The sequence below is a fragment of the Priestia megaterium NBRC 15308 = ATCC 14581 genome, assembly GCF_000832985.1.
Taxonomy (GTDB): domain Bacteria; phylum Bacillota; class Bacilli; order Bacillales; family Bacillaceae_H; genus Priestia; species Priestia megaterium.
Map to the genome: position 1 here is coordinate 2,155,001 of NZ_CP009920.1, position 19,852 is coordinate 2,174,852.

Here is a 19,852-nt window from a genome sequence, read left to right on the forward strand (position 1 = left end):
CCAAAGGCATCGCTGGGTAGCTATGTGTGGACGGGATAAGTGCTGAAAGCATCTAAGCATGAAGCCCCCCTCAAGATGAGATTTCCCATAGCGCAAGCTAGTAAGATCCCTGAAAGATGATCAGGTTGATAGGTCAGAGGTGGAAGCGTGGCGACATGTGTAGCTGACTGATACTAATCGATCGAGGACTTAACCAGACTTTAAAAGCGTAAGCTTTACTCAGCAAACTGTTATCTAGTTTTGAGAGAACAAAACTTTTCGAAAAAAGTCTTGCTTTCTTTTGAAAATCATGTATAATATAATATGTCTGGTGGCGATAGCGAAGAGGTCACACCCGTTCCCATACCGAACACGGAAGTTAAGCTCTTTAGCGCCAATGGTAGTTGGGACTTTGTCCCTGTGAGAGTAGGACGTTGCCAGGCTTATATATCGGAGGATTAGCTCAGCTGGGAGAGCACCTGCCTTACAAGCAGGGGGTCGGCGGTTCGATCCCGTCATCCTCCACCATTTGCCGGTGTAGCTCAACTGGTAGAGCAACTGACTTGTAATCAGTAGGTTGGGGGTTCAAGTCCTCTTGCCGGCACCAGTTTTTCGAGCCATTAGCTCAGTTGGTAGAGCATCTGACTTTTAATCAGAGGGTCGAAGGTTCGAGTCCTTCATGGCTCACCATTTATATTCACACGCGGGTGTGGCGGAATTGGCAGACGCGCTAGACTTAGGATCTAGTGTCTTACGACGTGGGGGTTCAAGTCCCTTCACCCGCATCTTTCATTAATTTCATATATGTGCGGAAGTAGTTCAGTGGTAGAACACCACCTTGCCAAGGTGGGGGTCGCGAGTTCGAACCTCGTCTTCCGCTCCACATATATAAGTCCTGCCGGGGTGGTGGAATTGGCAGACACACAGGACTTAAAATCCTGCGGTAGGTGACTACCGTGCCGGTTCAAGTCCGGCCCTCGGCACCATTTTAATAAGCGCCCGTAGCTCAATTGGATAGAGCGTTTGACTACGGATCAAAAGGTTAGGGGTTCGACTCCTCTCGGGCGCGCCATAAACGGGAAGTAGCTCAGCTTGGTAGAGCACTTGGTTTGGGACCAAGGGGTCGCAGGTTCGAATCCTGTCTTCCCGACCATTTATGGGGCCTTAGCTCAGCTGGGAGAGCGCCTGCCTTGCACGCAGGAGGTCAGCGGTTCGATCCCGCTAGGCTCCACCAATCGGAATTTTGAACTTTGAAAACTGAACAAAGCGACAAACGTCAACGTTAAATTTTATTTTTTAATTGAGCAAGTCAAACATTTCTTCGGAGAGTTTGATCCTGGCTCAGGATGAACGCTGGCGGCGTGCCTAATACATGCAAGTCGAGCGAACTGATTAGAAGCTTGCTTCTATGACGTTAGCGGCGGACGGGTGAGTAACACGTGGGCAACCTGCCTGTAAGACTGGGATAACTTCGGGAAACCGAAGCTAATACCGGATAGGATCTTCTCCTTCATGGGAGATGATTGAAAGATGGTTTCGGCTATCACTTACAGATGGGCCCGCGGTGCATTAGCTAGTTGGTGAGGTAACGGCTCACCAAGGCAACGATGCATAGCCGACCTGAGAGGGTGATCGGCCACACTGGGACTGAGACACGGCCCAGACTCCTACGGGAGGCAGCAGTAGGGAATCTTCCGCAATGGACGAAAGTCTGACGGAGCAACGCCGCGTGAGTGATGAAGGCTTTCGGGTCGTAAAACTCTGTTGTTAGGGAAGAACAAGTACGAGAGTAACTGCTCGTACCTTGACGGTACCTAACCAGAAAGCCACGGCTAACTACGTGCCAGCAGCCGCGGTAATACGTAGGTGGCAAGCGTTATCCGGAATTATTGGGCGTAAAGCGCGCGCAGGCGGTTTCTTAAGTCTGATGTGAAAGCCCACGGCTCAACCGTGGAGGGTCATTGGAAACTGGGGAACTTGAGTGCAGAAGAGAAAAGCGGAATTCCACGTGTAGCGGTGAAATGCGTAGAGATGTGGAGGAACACCAGTGGCGAAGGCGGCTTTTTGGTCTGTAACTGACGCTGAGGCGCGAAAGCGTGGGGAGCAAACAGGATTAGATACCCTGGTAGTCCACGCCGTAAACGATGAGTGCTAAGTGTTAGAGGGTTTCCGCCCTTTAGTGCTGCAGCTAACGCATTAAGCACTCCGCCTGGGGAGTACGGTCGCAAGACTGAAACTCAAAGGAATTGACGGGGGCCCGCACAAGCGGTGGAGCATGTGGTTTAATTCGAAGCAACGCGAAGAACCTTACCAGGTCTTGACATCCTCTGACAACTCTAGAGATAGAGCGTTCCCCTTCGGGGGACAGAGTGACAGGTGGTGCATGGTTGTCGTCAGCTCGTGTCGTGAGATGTTGGGTTAAGTCCCGCAACGAGCGCAACCCTTGATCTTAGTTGCCAGCATTCAGTTGGGCACTCTAAGGTGACTGCCGGTGACAAACCGGAGGAAGGTGGGGATGACGTCAAATCATCATGCCCCTTATGACCTGGGCTACACACGTGCTACAATGGATGGTACAAAGGGCTGCAAGACCGCGAGGTCAAGCCAATCCCATAAAACCATTCTCAGTTCGGATTGTAGGCTGCAACTCGCCTACATGAAGCTGGAATCGCTAGTAATCGCGGATCAGCATGCCGCGGTGAATACGTTCCCGGGCCTTGTACACACCGCCCGTCACACCACGAGAGTTTGTAACACCCGAAGTCGGTGGAGTAACCGTAAGGAGCTAGCCGCCTAAGGTGGGACAGATGATTGGGGTGAAGTCGTAACAAGGTAGCCGTATCGGAAGGTGCGGCTGGATCACCTCCTTTCTAAGGATTTTTATATGACGTACGTTTTGATACTTTGTTCAGTTTTGAGAGTTCAATCTCTCAATTATAGAAAGCACACTACTTTCTTCTTATTCAATAAGAAGAATTTTGGTTGCGATTGTTCTTTGAAAACTAGATAACAGTAATTGCTGAGGAAAAGTGAAACTTTTCTTTAATCAAACCAATAAATAACACAACAGTATGTTGTACCATTTATTCGCTAATGGTTAAGTTAGAAAGGGCGCACGGTGAATGCCTTGGCACTAGGAGCCGATGAAGGACGGGACTAACACCGATATGCTTCGGGGAGCTGTAAGTGAGCTTTGATCCGGAGATTTCCGAATGGGGAAACCCACTGTTCGTAATGGAACAGTATCTTTATCTGAATACATAGGATATTGAAGGCAGACCCGGGGAACTGAAACATCTAAGTACCCGGAGGAAGAGAAAGCAAATGCGATTTCCTGAGTAGCGGCGAGCGAAACGGAATTAGCCCAAACCAAGAGGCTTGCCTCTTGGGGTTGTAGGACACTCTATACGGAGTTACAAAGGAACGAAGTAAATGAAGCGACCTGGAAAGGTCCGTCGAAGAAGGTAACAACCCTGTAGTTGAAACTTCGTTCCCTCTTGAGTGGATCCTGAGTACGGCGGAACACGTGAAATTCCGTCGGAAGCTGGGAGGACCATCTCCCAAGGCTAAATACTACCTAGTGACCGATAGTGAACCAGTACCGTGAGGGAAAGGTGAAAAGCACCCCGGAAGGGGAGTGAAAGAGATCCTGAAACCGTGTGCCTACAAGTAGTCAGAGCCCGTTAACGGGTGATGGCGTGCCTTTTGTAGAATGAACCGGCGAGTTACGATCCCATGCAAGGTTAAGCTGATAAGGCGGAGCCGTAGCGAAAGCGAGTCTGAATAGGGCGTTTAGTATGTGGTTGTAGACCCGAAACCAGGTGATCTACCCATGTCCAGGGTGAAGTTCAGGTAACACTGAATGGAGGCCCGAACCCACGCACGTTGAAAAGTGCGGGGATGAGGTGTGGGTAGCGGAGAAATTCCAATCGAACCTGGAGATAGCTGGTTCTCTCCGAAATAGCTTTAGGGCTAGCCTCATGTTGTGAGAGTCTTGGAGGTAGAGCACTGATTGGACTAGGGGCCCCCAACGGGTTACCGAATTCAGTCAAACTCCGAATGCCAAAGACTTATCCATGGGAGTCAGACTGCGAGTGATAAGATCCGTAGTCAAAAGGGAAACAGCCCAGACCACCAGCTAAGGTCCCCAAGTATACGTTAAGTGGAAAAGGATGTGGAGTTGCTTAGACAACCAGGATGTTGGCTTAGAAGCAGCCACCATTTAAAGAGTGCGTAATAGCTCACTGGTCGAGTGACTCTGCGCCGAAAATGTACCGGGGCTAAACGTATCACCGAAGCTGTGGATTGACATCTTTGATGTCAGTGGTAGGAGAGCGTTCTAAGTGCTGTGAAGTCAGACCGTAAGGACTGGTGGAGCGCTTAGAAGTGAGAATGCCGGTATGAGTAGCGAAAGACAAGTGAGAATCTTGTCCACCGAATGCCTAAGGTTTCCTGAGGAAGGCTCGTCCGCTCAGGGTTAGTCGGGACCTAAGCCGAGGCTGAAAAGCGTAGGCGATGGCCAACAGGTTGATATTCCTGTACCACCTCCCCGCCGTTTGAGTAATGGGGGGACGCAGTAGGATAGGGTAAGCGCGCTGCTGGATATGCGCGTTCAAGCAGTTAGGCTGATGAGTAGGCAAATCCGCTCATCATAAAGGCTGAGCTGTGATGACGAGGGAATTATAGTACCGAAGTTCCTGATTCCACACTGCCAAGAAAAGCCTCTAGCGAGGCGGGAGGTGCCCGTACCGCAAACCGACACAGGTAGGCGAGGAGAGAATCCTAAGGTGATCGAGAGAACTCTCGTTAAGGAACTCGGCAAAATGACCCCGTAACTTCGGGAGAAGGGGTGCTCTGGTAGGGTGTATAGCCCGAGAGAGCCGCAGTGAATAGGCCCAGGCGACTGTTTAGCAAAAACACAGGTCTCTGCGAAGCCGCAAGGCGAAGTATAGGGGCTGACGCCTGCCCGGTGCTGGAAGGTTAAGAGGAGGGGTTATCCTTTGGGAGAAGCTCTGAATCGAAGCCCCAGTAAACGGCGGCCGTAACTATAACGGTCCTAAGGTAGCGAAATTCCTTGTCGGGTAAGTTCCGACCCGCACGAAAGGCGTAACGATCTGGGCACTGTCTCAACGAGAGACTCGGTGAAATTATAGTACCTGTGAAGATGCAGGTTACCCGCGACAGGACGGAAAGACCCCGTGGAGCTTTACTGTAGCCTGATATTGAATTTTGGTACAGCTTGTACAGGATAGGTAGGAGCCTGAGAAGCCGGAGCGCTAGCTTCGGTGGAGGCGTCGGTGGGATACTACCCTGGCTGTATTGAAATTCTAACCCGCGGCCCTGATCGGGCCGGGAGACAGTGTCAGGTGGGCAGTTTGACTGGGGCGGTCGCCTCCTAAAATGTAACGGAGGCGCCCAAAGGTTCCCTCAGAATGGTTGGAAATCATTCGTAGAGTGTAAAGGCACAAGGGAGCTTGACTGCGAGACCTACAAGTCGAGCAGGGACGAAAGTCGGGCTTAGTGATCCGGTGGTTCCGCATGGAAGGGCCATCGCTCAACGGATAAAAGCTACCCCGGGGATAACAGGCTTATCTCCCCCAAGAGTCCACATCGACGGGGAGGTTTGGCACCTCGATGTCGGCTCATCGCATCCTGGGGCTGTAGTCGGTCCCAAGGGTTGGGCTGTTCGCCCATTAAAGCGGTACGCGAGCTGGGTTCAGAACGTCGTGAGACAGTTCGGTCCCTATCCGTCGTGGGCGTAGGAAATTTGAGAGGAGCTGTCCTTAGTACGAGAGGACCGGGATGGACACACCGCTGGTGTACCAGTTGTCTTGCCAAAGGCATCGCTGGGTAGCTATGTGTGGACGGGATAAGTGCTGAAAGCATCTAAGCATGAAGCCCCCCTCAAGATGAGATTTCCCATAGCGCAAGCTAGTAAGATCCCTGAAAGATGATCAGGTTGATAGGTCAGAGGTGGAAGCGTGGCGACATGTGTAGCTGACTGATACTAATCGATCGAGGACTTAACCAAACTTTAAAAGCGTAAGCTTTACTCAGCAAACTGTTATCTAGTTTTGAGAGAACAAAACTTTTCGAAAAAAGTCTTGCTTTCTTTTGAAAATCATGTATAATATAATATGTCTGGTGGCGATAGCGAAGAGGTCACACCCGTTCCCATACCGAACACGGAAGTTAAGCTCTTTAGCGCCAATGGTAGTTGGGACTTTGTCCCTGTGAGAGTAGGACGTTGCCAGGCACCTGAAAAAGGACTAGCTATTTTAGCTAGTCCTTTTTTTATTATTCACAGAGTATAAGCTATCTACATAAAATGGGGTAAATGAAGTGCATAAAGAAGTTATATCTTGTCGATACTTATTTAGTGGAGGTGGAGAGTAATGGAAAAACAAATTAAAACATGTTCCGTTTGTCATGAACAGCATACAAAGGGTATTGAGGTGTTTTCCAGCTTTATATGCCAACACTGCGAGGTAGAGATTGTAGAGGTGGATTCATCTCATTTTCGTTATCAATTGTTAGTAAATCAATTAAAGAGAATATCAGGAGTGTTTTCTTACTAAAAGCCCTTTTTTATAAGGGCTTCTTTATATGGCTCAAAAAAATCATCTAAGTTTGTTATAATGAAAGAAAAATGAATTTTGATAGGAAAAATACTTACATATTCTTTTATCAAGTTAGCAATGTTATATTTACAAAAGTAAGGAATGGATGTATGGATACATATTTACCTTTATATAACCGTTTAGTAAGGCACAGCGAAAAGAGGTCACTCTCTTATCACGTGCCCGGCCATAAAAATGGTCAAATTCTACCTTCACATATTCAGTCTTCTTACGCAGACTTTTTGCAATACGATCTAACGGAAATTAGCGGATTAGATGATTTACATGAAGCAGAATCTGTTATTAAAGAAGCACAAGAGTTAACGGCAAAGTTGTATGGAGTAGATGAAAGCTTTTTTTTAGTTAATGGTTCTACTGTAGGCAATCTCGCCGCGATTTTATCTCTTTGTCATGAAGGAGATAAAATTGCTGTTCAAAGAGATTCTCATAAATCTATTTTTAATGCTATTGCTTTATCAAAGGCATCACCTATTTTTTTAGCTCCTGAAATAGATTCCAAAACACATCTTAGTACAGGTGTATCCATTAAAACAATTAAAGCAGCTTTAGAGGGTTCTCAGGATATAAAAGCATTTGTATTAACAAATCCTACTTATTACGGGGTGGCGCGAGATCTAAAGGAGATCATTGACTTTATTCATGGCTACAATATTCCTATAATTATTGATGAAGCTCATGGAGCCCATTTTATTTTAGGTAATCCTTTTCCGTCGTCAGCTGTTACGTATGGAGCGGATCTTGTTGTTCAGTCAGCACATAAAACGCTGCCAGCTATGACTATGGGTTCTTATTTACATATGCAGGGGACGTTGATAAATAAGCAAAGCGTTCGGCATCACCTACAAGTACTGCAGTCAAGCAGTCCCTCATACCCTATTATGGCTTCTCTCGATTTAGCACGGTATTATCTGCAGCAGTTTACTCAGTATGATATTGATAGAATGACTGAAAATATTCATTCGTTTGTTGAAAAGATTAATGAGATTGATACACTTTCAACTATTGATGTGGAAACAGATCAAACTGCTACCGACCTTTTGAAAATGACGTTGACTTGTTCGGCTGCAACAGGATATCATTTGCAAAAGGAACTGGAAAAGCAAGATATTTATACAGAACTAGCTGACGTTAACTATGTATTGTTTGTGCTACCTTTAAGCAGCAGTTGGGATTTTAATGATACAATTAAGCGGGTTAGACAAGCAGTAGAGAATATACAGCGTAAGTCATACGAAAAACTAATAATCAAACCATTTCGTTTTTCAAAAGCAACGGTTCTCCTGCCTATGGAAGAAAGAAAACTAAGAACAAAGCATATGTGTTCTTTTGAAGAAGCGATTGGGCGTGTAAGCGCACAATCTGTTATTCCATATCCTCCTGGAATTCCTATTTTAATGGAGGGAGAAACGATTACAAGCAATCATATTGACTATATTTTGCATATTCAAAGGTTAAATGGTCATATTCAGGGCGGCTCTTGTATGGAAGAAGGAAAGATAGAAGTATTTAAATAGAGAAAGGAATTTATATACATGTCAGGAACGTTTATTACATTCGAAGGGCCAGAAGGTGCTGGTAAGACGACGATCATCCACATGGTTCAACAAAAATTAATACAAGAGGGCTATAATATTGTATTAACAAGAGAGCCTGGAGGCATACGAATTGCTGAACAAATTCGTGAAATCATCTTAAATCCATCTAACACGGAAATGGATGCCAGAACCGAAGCGCTTCTTTATGCTGCGGCTAGAAGACAACATCTTGTAGAAAAAGTGATTCCTGAGCTAAATAAAGGGAATATAGTATTATGTGATCGTTTTATTGATAGCTCACTTGCTTATCAAGGAAATGCGCGGGGTATAGGCGTAGAAGATATTTTTGCTATCAATCAATTTGCTATTGAGCAAACGATGCCACAGGCCACTTTATATTTTGATATTGAGCCTGAGGTAGGGTTAGAAAGAATTAATAAAGGTCGAAAAGATGAGATTAATCGATTAGATTTAGAATCCTTAGACTTTCATTACAAAGTACGAGATGGATATTTATCTCTTTTGAGTGAATTTCCAGAGCGTATTCGACGAATTGATGCAAATCAATCCGTTGAAAAAGTCTGTGAAGAAGCTTATAAACAAATAAAATTGATTTTAAAATAAATACAGATGATCGTTATTCTTGCTATACTATTCTTAACAAAAAAGTAAAATGAGGTGTTATTCATGAAATTAGTAATGGCCGTTATTCAAGATTCAGATAGCTCAAAGCTTTTAAATGCACTTGTAGAAAGAGGGTTTCGTTCAACCAAATTATCAAGTACGGGCGGATTTTTAAAATCAGGGAATACAACAATTATGATTGGTACAGATGATCATAAAGTAGATGAAGTACTTGATATTATTAAGGGCCAATGTGAAAACCGCAGGCAGATGATTTCTCCTGTGGCACCGATGGGCGGTAATGCAGATTCATACATTCCGTATCCTGTTGAAGTTGAAGTGGGCGGAGCTACAGTATTCGTACTACCAGTAGATCAATTTCATCAATTTTAAGAGAGAAGATTTTAAATAGAAAGTGATGATTGAATGGGAAATACATGGGAACAGCTTGAAGCTCTTCAGCCGAACGTATTAAAGATTTTGCAAAACAGCTTACTTAAAGAGCGAGTTGCTCATGCTTATTTATTTGAAGGAAGCAAAGGAACAGGTAAAAAACAAATTAGTTTTTTGTTTGCTAAAGCGCTGTTTTGCCAAAATCCAGTTAATCATAGGCCATGCCATGAGTGCAGTAACTGCCGGCGAATTGATTCAGGTAATCATCCAGATATTCACTTGATTGAGCCAGCCGGTTTATCGATTAAAAAAGAGCAAATTCAATTTTTGCAATCAGAATTCACAAAAACCGGTGTTGAATCTAATAAAAAGTTATATATTGTGAATCATGTTGATAAAATGACAGTAAGCGCAGCAAATAGTTTACTGAAATTTTTAGAAGAGCCTGGCAACGGAACTTATGCAATTTTATTAACAGAAAATATACAGCGCTTATTAGATACAATTATCTCACGTTGCCAAGTAATATCATTTCGATCTCTTACACCAGAACAGTTAGCTGAAAAACTAGTAGAAAATGGCCTTTCCGGAGTAGATGCGTCCATCTTGTCTAATTTAACAAACAGCATTGATGAAGCAATTGAATTAAGTAAAGATGAATGGTTTGGACTTGCAATAAAGTTAGTGATACAATTATATGAAGTGTTAACAACGAGACCTCAACAAGCTCTTCTTTTTATTCATGAAAAGTGGGTAGCACATTTTAAAGAAAAAGAACAAGCACATATTGGTTTAACTTTATTGATGCTTCTTTATCGTGATTTGTTGACGCTGCAAGTTGGACAAGAGTCTAAAATCGTCTATCGTCATAAAATAGAAGAATTAAAACAGCAAGCTCTTCAGACAACGCAGGAAAAAGCGATTTATCGCTTAGAGGTTATCTTGAAGGCCAAAAATAAATTAAATTCAAATATGAATCTACAGTTATTAATGGAACAGCTGGTGTTGGATTTGCAGGAGGGATAAAAGCTTGTATGATGTAGTAGGCGTTCGCTTTAAAAAAGCGGGAAAAATATATTATTTTGACCCTGGAGAACTTACAATTCCAGATGGTGAGTTTGTTATTGTAGAAACAGTTCGTGGTGTTGAATTTGGCAGAGTGGTTATTAATAAAAAGCAAGTAAGTGAACACGATGTCGTACTTCCTTTGAAAAAAGTAATCCGCATTGCCGAACAAAAAGACAGGCTGATTGTGGATGAAAATAAACAAGCTGCTAGAGAAGCGTATGATGTATGCGTGCAAAAAATTCAATCACACGATTTAGATATGAAGTTAGTAGATGTAGAATATACGTTTGATCGTAATAAAGTCATTTTTTATTTTACAGCAGACGGCCGTATTGATTTTAGGGAGTTAGTTAAAGATTTAGCTGCTATTTTCCGTACGCGAATTGAGCTTCGTCAAATCGGTGTACGAGACGAGGCAAAGCTGTTGGGCGGGATAGGTCCTTGTGGACGTATGCTATGTTGCTCAACGTTTTTAGGTGATTTTGAGCCGGTTTCTATTAAGATGGCCAAAGATCAAAACCTATCGCTTAATCCAACGAAAATTTCTGGTTTATGCGGACGTTTGATGTGTTGTTTAAAATATGAAAATGATGAGTACGAAACGGCAAAAGAACAGCTTCCTGATATAGGCTCAACAATTAAAACTTCAGATGGTTCAGGACGTGTAGTGGGTTTGAATATTTTGGAAAGAATTATTCAAGTGGAACTGTCAGATCACGAACAAATTTTAGAGTATACTCTGGATGAGATCAATAATGAAGGTGCTGTTTCGTTTCAAGCCACAGATTAACGAGGTGGGCAAAGGTGGATAAAAAAGAGATTTTTGATTCGGTGACAAACATGGAGGAACAAATTGGTCATTTATATAAGCAGTTAGGTGAGTTGAAAGAGCATCTTGCTGAGCTAATTGAAGAAAATCATCACCTGCAAATAGAAAATGATCATTTGCGCCGTCGCCTTGACCAGACAAACTTCGAAACGAAGCTGAAAAATAGACATTCAAAAGCAAGCGCTCAAACAAAAGAGCAAAAACAAATTGATATCGGAGAAGGATATGACAATTTGGCTCGCCTTTACCAAGAGGGTTTTCATATTTGTAACATTCATTATGGAAGTGTGCGTAAAGATGGAGACTGTTTGTTTTGCTTGTCATTTTTAAATAAAAAGTAACAACACCTCTCCCTTTTGGAGAGGTTCTTTTTATGAGTAAAAGATATAAATAATAGATGTACAAGGAGAAGAACGACTATGGTTGAGTTATATGGAGATGAACGTTTAGATTATCTATTAGCGGATGAGGAGATGCGCATTATTCAAAGTCCGTCTGTCTTTTCCTTTTCATTGGATGCTGTGCTTTTATCTCACTTTGCTTATGTCCCAATTCGTAAAGGTAACTTGGTTGATTTATGTTCAGGAAACGGTGTAATCCCCCTGTTTTTATCTAAACGAACGAAGGGAAAAATCATTGGTGTAGAAATTCAAGAGCGGCTACACAGTATGGCGCAAAGAAGTATTGCGTATAATCAGCTCGATGGGCAGATTAAAATGATACATGGTGATTTAAAAAATGCGCCTCAAGAACTGGGTTATGGACAATATGATGTTGTAACATGTAATCCTCCTTATTTCACCACATCCAATAAAGAAGAGATAAATGAAAACGAACATTTTGCAATCGCTCGCCACGAAATTTATTGTTCGTTGGAAGATGTGATTAGAGCCAGTAGCCAACTAGTGAAGCAAGGCGGAAAAGTGGCATTAGTTCACCGTCCAGGAAGACTATTAGATATCGTTACGTTAATGAGGCAGTACCGTTTAGAGCCAAAGAGACTTCAGTTTGTCTATCCTAAAGATGGGAAAGAAGCAAATACACTTTTAATTGAAGGTACGAAGGATGGAAGTCCAGATTTAAAGATTCTTCCTCCCCTGGTGGTCTACCAAGATAATGATGAATACACGGACGAATTAAAAAGGATTTTATATGGAACAAAATAATCATTATTTTTATGTAGTTGAATGCAAGGACTGTACGTATTACGCTGGTTACACGAATAATTTGCAAAAACGTATTTCTGTCCATAATGAAGGAAAAGGGGCAAAATATACGAGAGCAAGAAGGCCTGTTTCATTAATTTGGCATGAGGTGTTTACTTCTAAAACAGAAGCTATGCAAAAAGAGTATTGGTTCAAACAGTTAAGCAGAGTGCAAAAACAGGCTTACATTCGAAGGGAGCAAGAAAAGCAGAATGAAATCACAAAAAAGTTATGATGTATCGAATGAACGAGGCGTTTTATATTTAGTTCCCACTCCTATTGGAAACTTAGAGGATATGACATTTCGTGCGATTCGAATTTTAAAAGAAGTTGATTATATTGCCGCAGAAGATACGAGACAAACGAAAAAACTATGTAACCACTTTGAGATCGATACGCCTATTACAAGTTATCATGAACATAATAAACATACAAAAAGTGAACAGCTGTTAAGCGACTTAGACAGTGAAAAAAATATTGCTTTAGTAAGCGACGCGGGCATGCCTTGTATTTCAGATCCTGGTTATGAGTTAGTGGTAGCTGCCGTTAAAGAAGGATATACGGTTGTTCCGCTGCCGGGGCCTAACGCAGCATTAACAGCTTTAATTGCTTCGGGACTACCTACGGGGCAGTTTTACTTTTATGGATTTTTAAACAGAAATAAAAAGCAGCGTAAAGAACAGCTTCAAGAGCTTCAATATATTAAGGAAAGCATGATATTTTATGAAGCTCCTCATCGATTAAAAGAAACGCTAAAGAGTATAGAAGAAATTTTAGGGAACCGATCTATTGTGTTATGTAGAGAGTTAACAAAACGCTATGAAGAATTTTTAAGAGGAAGTGTATTAGAAGCAATTGAATGGACAAATGCCACAGATATTAGAGGCGAATTCTGCTTAATTCTTGAAGGGACAAATGAAGAAGCGCCAGATGAAAGTAATCTATGGTGGGAACAGCTCACCATTATCGAGCATGTTGATCACTATGTAGAAGAAGGACTTTCAAACAAAGAAGCTATTAAGCAAGTGGCAAAAGACCGAGATGTGTCAAAGCGAGACATTTACAGTGAATATCACGTACATTAAAAAAAGCTGTCTATCATAGACAGCTTTTCGTTTTATTTAGAAGCTTGTAAAGAATCTTGAAGTTCTTTCATGATTTGTTCTGCACCTTCACGGCTTAGAATTAATTTGCCGCTAGCAAGCTGAATGTTATCATCAGATACTTCACCTGTTACTTGGCAAGTCATGTTTGGTTTGTATTTTTTTAAGATGATGCGCTCTTCATCTACATAGATTTCTAGAGCATCTTTCTCTGCAATTCCTAATGTACGACGTAATTCAATTGGAATTACTACGCGTCCTAATTCATCAACTTTACGAACAATACCTGTAGATTTCATGTTAATCGTTCTCCTCTCAGTAATCATTTTTCTATGTTATTACTTTCGTCATTATTCGACAATTTCAACGTACTTTCATAATACCAGCGTTTCCAAAACTAGTCAATCATTTTATATGTAAAAAAATGTAGCCGGTAAAAAAATTTTTTCTCCACTTGTTTACAAGCTAATTGTGACCGTCAGTCAAGGAATGACAAGGGGTTTCATTGGAAAAAAGATTAATCGCTTAAATAGCTTGATATTAACTATTTTGAAGATAGGGTAAATATAATTCGACATAAAACGACAAAATTAGACCTACTTGTCGTTTTCATCAAAATGACTTTTTGAATGAGAGTATATTTTATATAAAAATAGGGCGAAGCTGATACAATTAACAGGATTATTTTTTGGGAAAATAACGATTATTTAAAAATGAAGTGAATCCGTCATATTCCCATGTATATAGGAAGAGAATGTTTTGAAATTATCATGTAAAATAGTATGATAGATAGTAGAATAAGAAGACAGGGTTTATATGATTACATACATATAAACCAAAATGTTGAAATGGAATGTTGGAGGTTATGAACATGGCAGATGGAAATAATACATTTTATATTACTACGCCGATTTATTATCCGAGTGGTAAATTACATATAGGACATGCATACACGACGGTAGCGGGAGATGCAATGGCTCGTTATAAACGTTTGAGAGGGTTTGACGTACGTTATTTAACAGGTACAGATGAACATGGTCAAAAAATCCAGCGAAAAGCAGAAGAGAAAAACGTGACACCTCAGCAATACGTAGATGATATTGTATCTGGAATCAAAGAGCTGTGGGATAAGATGGATATTTCGTATGATGATTTTATCCGTACAACAGAACCAAGACATAAAGAAATCGTGGAAAAGATTTTCGCGCGCCTTTTAGAACAAGGTGATATTTATCTTGATGAGTATGAAGGTTGGTATTCAGTTCCCGATGAGACGTATTATACAGAGCATCAACTAGTAGATCCAATCGTTGAAAATGGAAAAGTTGTAGGCGGAAAAAGCCCGGATAGCGGACACCCTGTAGAGCTCGTTCGAGAAGAGTCCTATTTCTTTAAAATGGGGAAATACGTAGATCGTTTACTAGCTTTTTATGAAGAAAACCCTTCATTTATTCAACCAGAGTCCCGTAAGAACGAAATGATCAATAATTTTATTAAGCCTGGCCTTGAAGACTTAGCTGTTTCTCGTACGACGTTTGATTGGGGGGTAAAAGTTCCAGGTAACCCAAAACACGTTATTTACGTATGGATTGATGCGCTTTCTAACTATATCACCTCTCTTGGGTATGGTACAGAGAACGATGAAAACTATCGAAAGTATTGGCCGGCTAACGTACATTTAGTAGGAAAAGAAATCGTACGTTTTCATACCATTTATTGGCCAATCATGTTGATGGCCCTTGATTTGCCACTTCCTAAGAAAGTATTTGCTCACGGCTGGTTATTAATGAAAGATGGAAAAATGTCGAAGTCAAAAGGGAATGTAGTAGACCCAGTGACATTGATTGACCGCTATGGATTAGATGCCCTTCGTTACTACTTACTTCGTGAAGTTCCATTCGGTTCAGACGGTGTATTCACACCAGAAGCGTTTGTTGAACGTATTAATTTTGACTTAGCAAATGACCTTGGCAACCTAGTTAATCGTACAGTGGCGATGATTAATAAGTATTTTGATGGTGTTATTCCGACTTATGAAGGCAATGTAACAGAGTTTGATGCACTTATCGTCCAAGCTCAAAAAGATACAGTGAACAAATATGAAGAAGCGATGGAAGATATGGAGTTTTCAGTGGCTCTTGCTTCTATCTGGCAATATGTAAGCCGTACGAATAAATACATTGATGAAACGCAGCCTTGGGCGTTAGCAAAAGATGAGAATAAGCGTGCAGAACTTGCTTCTGTTATGACACATCTAGCTGAATCAATTCGTCACATTGCGGTATTGCTGCAGCCATTCTTAACACGTACACCTGAGAAAATTTTTGCTCAGATTGGTGTAAAAGAAGATGTATTAAAAACGTGGGAAAGCACGACGCGTTTTAATATGCTTAAAGAAGGCACAAAAGTAGAAAAAGGTGAGCCAATGTTCCCTCGTCTAGATCGAGAAGAAGAGGTAGCGTTTATTAAAGAGCAGATGCAAGGAAGTGCTCCAAAGGAAGAAAAACCTGTTGTGAAGGAAGAGCCTTCTGAAGAGATTACAATTGATGATTTCATGAAAGTAGAGCTTCGTGTAGCGCAAGTTACGCAAGTAGAACCAGTTAAAAAAGCAGATAAACTATTGAAGCTTCAGCTTGATCTTGGCTATGAAAAACGCCAGGTTGTATCAGGTATTGCCAAGTTTTATAAGCCTGAAGAATTAGTAGGTCGAAAAGTAATTTGTGTAACCAATTTAAAACCTGTGAAACTGCGCGGTGAACTATCACAAGGAATGATTTTAGCGGGTGAAGATGAGAATGGTCTTTCACTAGCAAGCGTAGATCAAAACTTAGCAAATGGCACGAAGATAAAATAACTATAGGTAAAAGGGGTGTTTCACGTGTAACATGCGAGGACCCCCTTTTATTCATGGAAAGGATCGATTAGATGTTATTTGATACACATGTTCATTTAAACGCAGAACAGTATGAAGATGATTTGCAAGAAGTAATTAATCGTGCGTTAGAAAAAGGTGTTCAAAACATGGTAGTTGTTGGATTCGATGAACCTACCATTAAAAAGGCTATTCAAATAGCTGAAACGTATGACTTTATCTATGCTAGTGTAGGGTGGCATCCAGTAGATGCAGTTGATATGACGGATGAGCACTTAGCTTGGATTGAAAAGTTAGCTCAGCATCCGAAAGTTGTTGCTTTAGGGGAAATGGGATTAGACTACCATTGGGATAAATCACCTAAAGAGGTTCAAAAGGACGTATTTCGCCGTCAAATTCGCTTAGCTCGCAAAGTGAATTTACCTATCATTATTCATAATCGTGATGCAACAGAAGACGTGGTAACCATTTTAAAAGAAGAGCACGTAGAAGAAGTAGGCGGGATTATGCATTGCTTCACGGGCAGTATTGAAGTAGCGAAGCAGTGTATGGATATGAATATGTATATTTCTTTTGGCGGACCTGTTACTTTCAAAAATGCGAAAAAACCAAAAGAAGTTGCTACAGAGCTTCCTTTAGATAAACTATTAATTGAAACAGACTGTCCTTATCTGACTCCTCATCCATTCCGCGGCAAGCGCAATGAACCTGGTTATGTTTCATACGTAGCAGAGCAAATTGCAGAGTTAAAAGGTATAACGTATGAAGAATTAGCTGATATTACAACAGCTAACGCTAAAAAGCTATTTGGCATTAATGATTAAAACTTTTTCTCATATAACAATCATTTTCGTGTTAAAGTAAAGATAGGCGCAGAGGAGAATGTTATCCTCTGCCTTTTTCAGTTAAAATAACAGGTAGATGTTTTTTAATTTAGTTGATAATAAGATAAAACGTTGATTTCATAGAAGAAAAATGATGTGCGCAACTAGCATTTCATTTTTACTGAAAAGCAAATGAACAAAACTGAATGTTTTGGAGGAAGCAATGAAGATTAAAGAAATTATTGTAGTAGAAGGCCGAGATGACACTGTAGCAATTAAACGTGCAGTGGATGCGGATACCATTGAGACAAATGGATCAGCTGTAAATGAAGAAACCATTGAGAAAGTAAAATTAGCTCAAAAAACACGAGGCGTGATTATTTTTACAGATCCAGATTATCCAGGACAGCGAATTCGAAATATTGTTTCAGAACGTGTTCCCGGATGTAAACATGCATTCTTAGATAAAGAAGAGGCTCGCCCTAAAAATGGCAAAGGTATTGGAGTTGAACATGCTTCTATTGCATCTATTCAAAAAGCACTAAAAGATGTGAAGCAAGAGTGGATGGGGGCAGCTATGGAGATTTCTCAAGAGGATTTAATCGTAGCTCGTTTGATAGGAGATAGTAAAGCCAAGTCTCGACGTGAAAGAATAGGCAAGTTATTAAAAATTGGTTATGCCAACGGAAAGCAGCTCCATAAACGATTACAGATGTTCCAAATTTCAAAAGAGGACTTTATCAGAGCTGTTGAGCAGATAAATAAGGAGGAAAAGGGATCGTGTTAAAAGATATTGCAACGCCTAATCGAACCAAGGAAATTTTAAAGAAATACGGTTTTACATTTAAAAAGAGTTTGGGACAAAATTTTTTAATTGATACGAACATTTTACATCGTATTGTTGATCATGCGGAAATAACAGAAGAAACGGGAGCTATTGAGATTGGACCTGGTATCGGGGCCTTAACTGAACAGCTAGCAAAGCGCGCAAAAAAAGTGCTGGCATTTGAAATCGATCAGCGTTTGCTTCCGATTTTAGCTGATACTCTTTCTCCTTACTCAAATGCAAAAGTTATTCATCAAGATGTGTTAAAAGCGGATTTAAAAGGGACGCTCGAACAAGAATTCGAAAACATAGAAGATTTAATGGTCGTTGCGAATTTACCGTATTACGTGACGACACCCATTTTGATGAAATTATTAGAAGAGCAAATTCCGGTACGTGGAATCGTCGTTATGCTTCAAAAAGAAGTTGCTGAACGTATAGCAGCTAAACCGGGAACAAAAGAGTACGGTTCACTTTCTATTGCTATTCAATACTATACAGAGGCTGAGACGGTTATGATTGTGCCTAAAACAGTGTTTAATCCGCAGCCTAATGTGGACTCAGCTGTTATTCGATTGTTAAGAAGACCGAAGCCAGCGGTAGAAGTCCGAGATGAAGCATTCTTCTTCCAAGTTGTACGGGCAAGTTTCGGACAGCGTCGAAAAACAATTTTAAACAATCTAGTGAACAACTTGCCAAATGGAAAGCAGAAAAAAGCGGACATTGAGCAAGCACTTTCAACTGCTGAAATTGATCCGAAACGAAGAGGCGAAACGTTATCTATTCAAGAATTTGGAAAGCTAAGTGATCAACTTTTAAAATCATTTCGCTAAATTATCACATTTTTATCATGAAGTCATAGGCTATGAAGAGAATTTATTTTTGAAGTAGCAAAGACGGAGTGAAGCATATGAACATCAAAATTGGTGATATAGTTACACGACCTTCTTATCAAAGAGATTTGCTTTTTCGTGTTATAGCTATTAATGACAGCGAAACGGGGAAATATGCGACTTTAATAGGAGAAGACGTTCGGTTGATTGCGGACGCTCCTTGTACAGATCTAGAGGTTGTGGATGCTAAAGAACAGGATCAAAGAAAAAAACAAGAAGAAGAACTTTTAGAAAGATCCTTGGAGCTTATTCAACAGGATTATCGGCTCGTTCGAGAGAAAACTGAATATAGCATGACAAATGGATACAGCCATTCACATCGCTTATTTCAAATTCCAGGAAAGGTCCTGCACGTAGACGGAGACCCTAATTATTTACGTAAATGTTTGTTGGTTTACGAAAAAATTGGTGTTCCTGTTTATGGTGTTCATTGCGTTGAGTCAGAAATGCCTGAGAAGGTTGGAAAGCTAATTGAGGATGTAAGACCCGATATTCTAGTGCTGACAGGTCATGATGCCTATTCCAAAGGAAAAGGAAATAAAGATGATCTCCTTGCTTATAGACATTCCAAGCACTATATTCAAACAGTCCAAGAAGCAAGAAAAAGAGTTGGTAATTTAGATCAGCTGGTGATTTTTGCAGGTGCCTGTCAATCGCATTTTGAATTATTGATTCAAGCTGGAGCAAACTTTGCTAGTTCACCCTCACGTGTAAATATTCATGCTCTTGACCCTGTGTATGTAGTAGCAAAACTAAGTTTTACTCCTTTCACGGATCGTATTAATGTATGGGACGTCTTACGTAATACATTAACGGGTGCTAAAGGTTTAGGAGGAGTAGAAACAAAAGGGCTGCTTCGCACGGGCATGCCTTATGAAAGCGATGAGTAGAAATAAAAACAACTGGTTACAGCATGTACACGCATGATGTGCAACCAGTTGTTTTTTCGTATGAAGCCAAAGTATACGCTTAATTACACAAAATCATTTTCAATATTTGCTAAAGATATACATATTTCGTTGAAAAACGAGCATACTAACAGCGAAATGTAGATTCATGT

General features: G+C 41.1%; 16 protein-coding genes, 9 tRNA genes and 5 rRNA genes (1 of these 30 only partly in view). 29 read left to right on the forward strand and 1 reads right to left on the reverse strand.

Annotated elements, in window-relative coordinates; genetic code table 11:
- The 24 genes from BG04_RS11605 to rsmI all read left to right on the forward strand — a co-directional run.
- Positions 1-197: ribosomal RNA gene (locus tag BG04_RS11605) — 23S ribosomal RNA — on the forward strand; it begins 2,739 nt to the left of the window's first position.
- Positions 198-306: 109 nt separating this feature from the next.
- Positions 307-422: ribosomal RNA gene (gene rrf / locus BG04_RS11610) — 5S ribosomal RNA — on the forward strand.
- 9 nt (positions 423-431) lie between these two features.
- Positions 432-507 (forward strand) — tRNA-Val (locus tag BG04_RS11615).
- 3 nt (positions 508-510) lie between these two features.
- Positions 511-586, forward strand: a tRNA-Thr gene (locus tag BG04_RS11620).
- Positions 587-593: 7 nt separating this feature from the next.
- Positions 594-669 (forward strand) — tRNA-Lys (locus BG04_RS11625).
- A gap of 13 nt (positions 670-682) precedes the next feature.
- Positions 683-764, forward strand: a tRNA-Leu gene (locus tag BG04_RS11630).
- 23 nt (positions 765-787) lie between these two features.
- Positions 788-862, forward strand: a tRNA-Gly gene (locus BG04_RS11635).
- Positions 863-876: 14 nt separating this feature from the next.
- Positions 877-965 (forward strand) — tRNA-Leu (locus BG04_RS11640).
- Between the two features lie 9 nt (positions 966-974).
- Positions 975-1,051: transfer RNA gene (locus BG04_RS11645), tRNA-Arg, on the forward strand.
- A 4-nt stretch (positions 1,052-1,055) separates the two neighbouring features.
- Positions 1,056-1,132 (forward strand) — tRNA-Pro (locus BG04_RS11650).
- 5 nt (positions 1,133-1,137) lie between these two features.
- A tRNA-Ala gene (locus BG04_RS11655) sits at positions 1,138-1,213 on the forward strand.
- 84 nt (positions 1,214-1,297) lie between these two features.
- Positions 1,298-2,849: ribosomal RNA gene (locus BG04_RS11660) — 16S ribosomal RNA — on the forward strand.
- Between the two features lie 225 nt (positions 2,850-3,074).
- Positions 3,075-6,010: ribosomal RNA gene (locus BG04_RS11665) — 23S ribosomal RNA — on the forward strand.
- Positions 6,011-6,119: 109 nt separating this feature from the next.
- Positions 6,120-6,235, forward strand: a 5S ribosomal RNA gene (gene rrf / locus BG04_RS11670).
- Together the 16S, 23S and 5S rRNA genes with 9 tRNA genes alongside form the textbook arrangement of a ribosomal RNA operon.
- Positions 6,236-6,374: 139 nt before the next feature.
- A complete protein-coding gene (locus BG04_RS29685; RefSeq protein ID WP_080621343.1) occupies positions 6,375-6,557 on the forward strand; it encodes a sigma factor G inhibitor Gin in 183 nt (60 codons plus the stop codon).
- 152 nt (positions 6,558-6,709) lie between these two features.
- Entirely contained in the window at positions 6,710-8,134 is a 1,425-nt protein-coding gene (locus BG04_RS11675; protein WP_034654916.1) for an aminotransferase class I/II-fold pyridoxal phosphate-dependent enzyme, read from the forward strand.
- A gap of 18 nt (positions 8,135-8,152) precedes the next feature.
- A complete protein-coding gene (tmk, locus tag BG04_RS11680) occupies positions 8,153-8,779 on the forward strand; it encodes a dTMP kinase (RefSeq protein WP_013081331.1) in 627 nt (208 codons plus the stop codon).
- 63 nt (positions 8,780-8,842) lie between these two features.
- Positions 8,843-9,172, forward strand: a complete 330-nt coding sequence (locus BG04_RS11685; protein WP_013054845.1) for a cyclic-di-AMP receptor — start codon at positions 8,843-8,845, stop codon at positions 9,170-9,172.
- A gap of 33 nt (positions 9,173-9,205) precedes the next feature.
- Positions 9,206-10,198, forward strand: coding sequence for a DNA polymerase III subunit delta' (gene holB / locus BG04_RS11690; protein WP_016762697.1), 993 nt, complete (start codon positions 9,206-9,208; stop codon positions 10,196-10,198).
- Positions 10,199-10,202: 4 nt separating this feature from the next.
- Positions 10,203-11,030 carry a PSP1 domain-containing protein gene (locus tag BG04_RS11695; protein WP_013054847.1) on the forward strand — a complete coding sequence of 276 codons (828 nt, stop codon included), beginning with the start codon at positions 10,203-10,205 and terminating at the stop codon, positions 11,028-11,030.
- Positions 11,031-11,044: 14 nt separating this feature from the next.
- Positions 11,045-11,410: a DNA replication initiation control protein YabA gene (yabA, locus tag BG04_RS11700; RefSeq protein WP_013054848.1), complete on the forward strand. Its 366-nt coding sequence runs from the start codon at positions 11,045-11,047 to the stop codon at positions 11,408-11,410.
- A gap of 78 nt (positions 11,411-11,488) precedes the next feature.
- Entirely contained in the window at positions 11,489-12,235 is a 747-nt protein-coding gene (locus BG04_RS11705; protein WP_034654918.1) for a tRNA1(Val) (adenine(37)-N6)-methyltransferase, read from the forward strand.
- Complete coding sequence (locus tag BG04_RS11710; RefSeq protein ID WP_013054850.1) at positions 12,222-12,509, forward strand: GIY-YIG nuclease family protein; 288 nt, start codon at positions 12,222-12,224, stop codon at positions 12,507-12,509. The genes BG04_RS11705 and BG04_RS11710 overlap by 14 nt, the downstream gene beginning before the upstream one ends.
- The gene (rsmI, locus tag BG04_RS11715; RefSeq protein ID WP_016762698.1) at positions 12,487-13,359 is read left to right on the forward strand and encodes a 16S rRNA (cytidine(1402)-2'-O)-methyltransferase; all 873 of its coding nucleotides are present in this window, start codon (positions 12,487-12,489) and stop codon (positions 13,357-13,359) included. Before BG04_RS11710 ends, rsmI begins: the two co-directional genes overlap by 23 nt.
- Before the next feature lie 32 nt (positions 13,360-13,391).
- On the opposite strand, the gene BG04_RS11720 is transcribed toward rsmI, so the two are convergent.
- Entirely contained in the window at positions 13,392-13,682 is a 291-nt protein-coding gene (locus BG04_RS11720) for a transition state genes transcriptional regulator AbrB (protein WP_170836841.1), read from the reverse strand.
- Positions 13,683-14,248: 566 nt separating this feature from the next.
- Between BG04_RS11720 and metG the strand changes: the two genes are divergently transcribed.
- From metG to yabG, 5 genes are all read left to right on the forward strand, one after another.
- Positions 14,249-16,231, forward strand: coding sequence for a methionine--tRNA ligase (gene metG, locus BG04_RS11725; RefSeq protein WP_014462067.1), 1,983 nt, complete (start codon positions 14,249-14,251; stop codon positions 16,229-16,231).
- 71 nt (positions 16,232-16,302) lie between these two features.
- Entirely contained in the window at positions 16,303-17,073 is a 771-nt protein-coding gene (locus BG04_RS11730; RefSeq protein ID WP_013081336.1) for a TatD family hydrolase, read from the forward strand.
- A 223-nt stretch (positions 17,074-17,296) separates the two neighbouring features.
- Positions 17,297-17,860, forward strand: a complete 564-nt coding sequence (gene rnmV / locus BG04_RS11735) for a ribonuclease M5 (protein WP_013081337.1) — start codon at positions 17,297-17,299, stop codon at positions 17,858-17,860.
- Positions 17,854-18,732, forward strand: coding sequence for a 16S rRNA (adenine(1518)-N(6)/adenine(1519)-N(6))-dimethyltransferase RsmA (gene rsmA, locus BG04_RS11740; RefSeq protein ID WP_034654919.1), 879 nt, complete (start codon positions 17,854-17,856; stop codon positions 18,730-18,732). The genes rnmV and rsmA overlap by 7 nt, the downstream gene beginning before the upstream one ends.
- A 77-nt stretch (positions 18,733-18,809) precedes the next feature.
- The gene (yabG, locus tag BG04_RS11745; protein ID WP_013081339.1) at positions 18,810-19,682 is read left to right on the forward strand and encodes a sporulation peptidase YabG; all 873 of its coding nucleotides are present in this window, start codon (positions 18,810-18,812) and stop codon (positions 19,680-19,682) included.
- Positions 19,683-19,852: the final 170 nt, after the last annotated feature.

Bases quoted from the DNA above. Each gene is read 5' to 3' on its own strand.
- BG04_RS29685 (WP_080621343.1), top strand. From the start codon at position 6,375: ATGGAAAAACAAATTAAAACATGTTCCGTTTGTCATGAACAGCATACA.
- BG04_RS11675 (WP_034654916.1), top strand. From the start codon at position 6,710: ATGGATACATATTTACCTTTATATAACCGTTTAGTAAGGCACAGCGAA.
- tmk (WP_013081331.1), top strand. From the start codon at position 8,153: ATGTCAGGAACGTTTATTACATTCGAAGGGCCAGAAGGTGCTGGTAAG.
- BG04_RS11685 (WP_013054845.1), top strand. From the start codon at position 8,843: ATGAAATTAGTAATGGCCGTTATTCAAGATTCAGATAGCTCAAAGCTT.
- holB (WP_016762697.1), top strand. From the start codon at position 9,206: ATGGGAAATACATGGGAACAGCTTGAAGCTCTTCAGCCGAACGTATTA.
- BG04_RS11705 (WP_034654918.1), top strand. From the start codon at position 11,489: ATGGTTGAGTTATATGGAGATGAACGTTTAGATTATCTATTAGCGGAT.
- BG04_RS11710 (WP_013054850.1), top strand. From the start codon at position 12,222: ATGGAACAAAATAATCATTATTTTTATGTAGTTGAATGCAAGGACTGT.
- rsmI (WP_016762698.1), top strand. From the start codon at position 12,487: ATGAAATCACAAAAAAGTTATGATGTATCGAATGAACGAGGCGTTTTA.
- metG (WP_014462067.1), top strand. From the start codon at position 14,249: ATGGCAGATGGAAATAATACATTTTATATTACTACGCCGATTTATTAT.
- BG04_RS11730 (WP_013081336.1), top strand. From the start codon at position 16,303: ATGTTATTTGATACACATGTTCATTTAAACGCAGAACAGTATGAAGAT.
- rnmV (WP_013081337.1), top strand. From the start codon at position 17,297: ATGAAGATTAAAGAAATTATTGTAGTAGAAGGCCGAGATGACACTGTA.
- yabG (WP_013081339.1), top strand. From the start codon at position 18,810: ATGAACATCAAAATTGGTGATATAGTTACACGACCTTCTTATCAAAGA.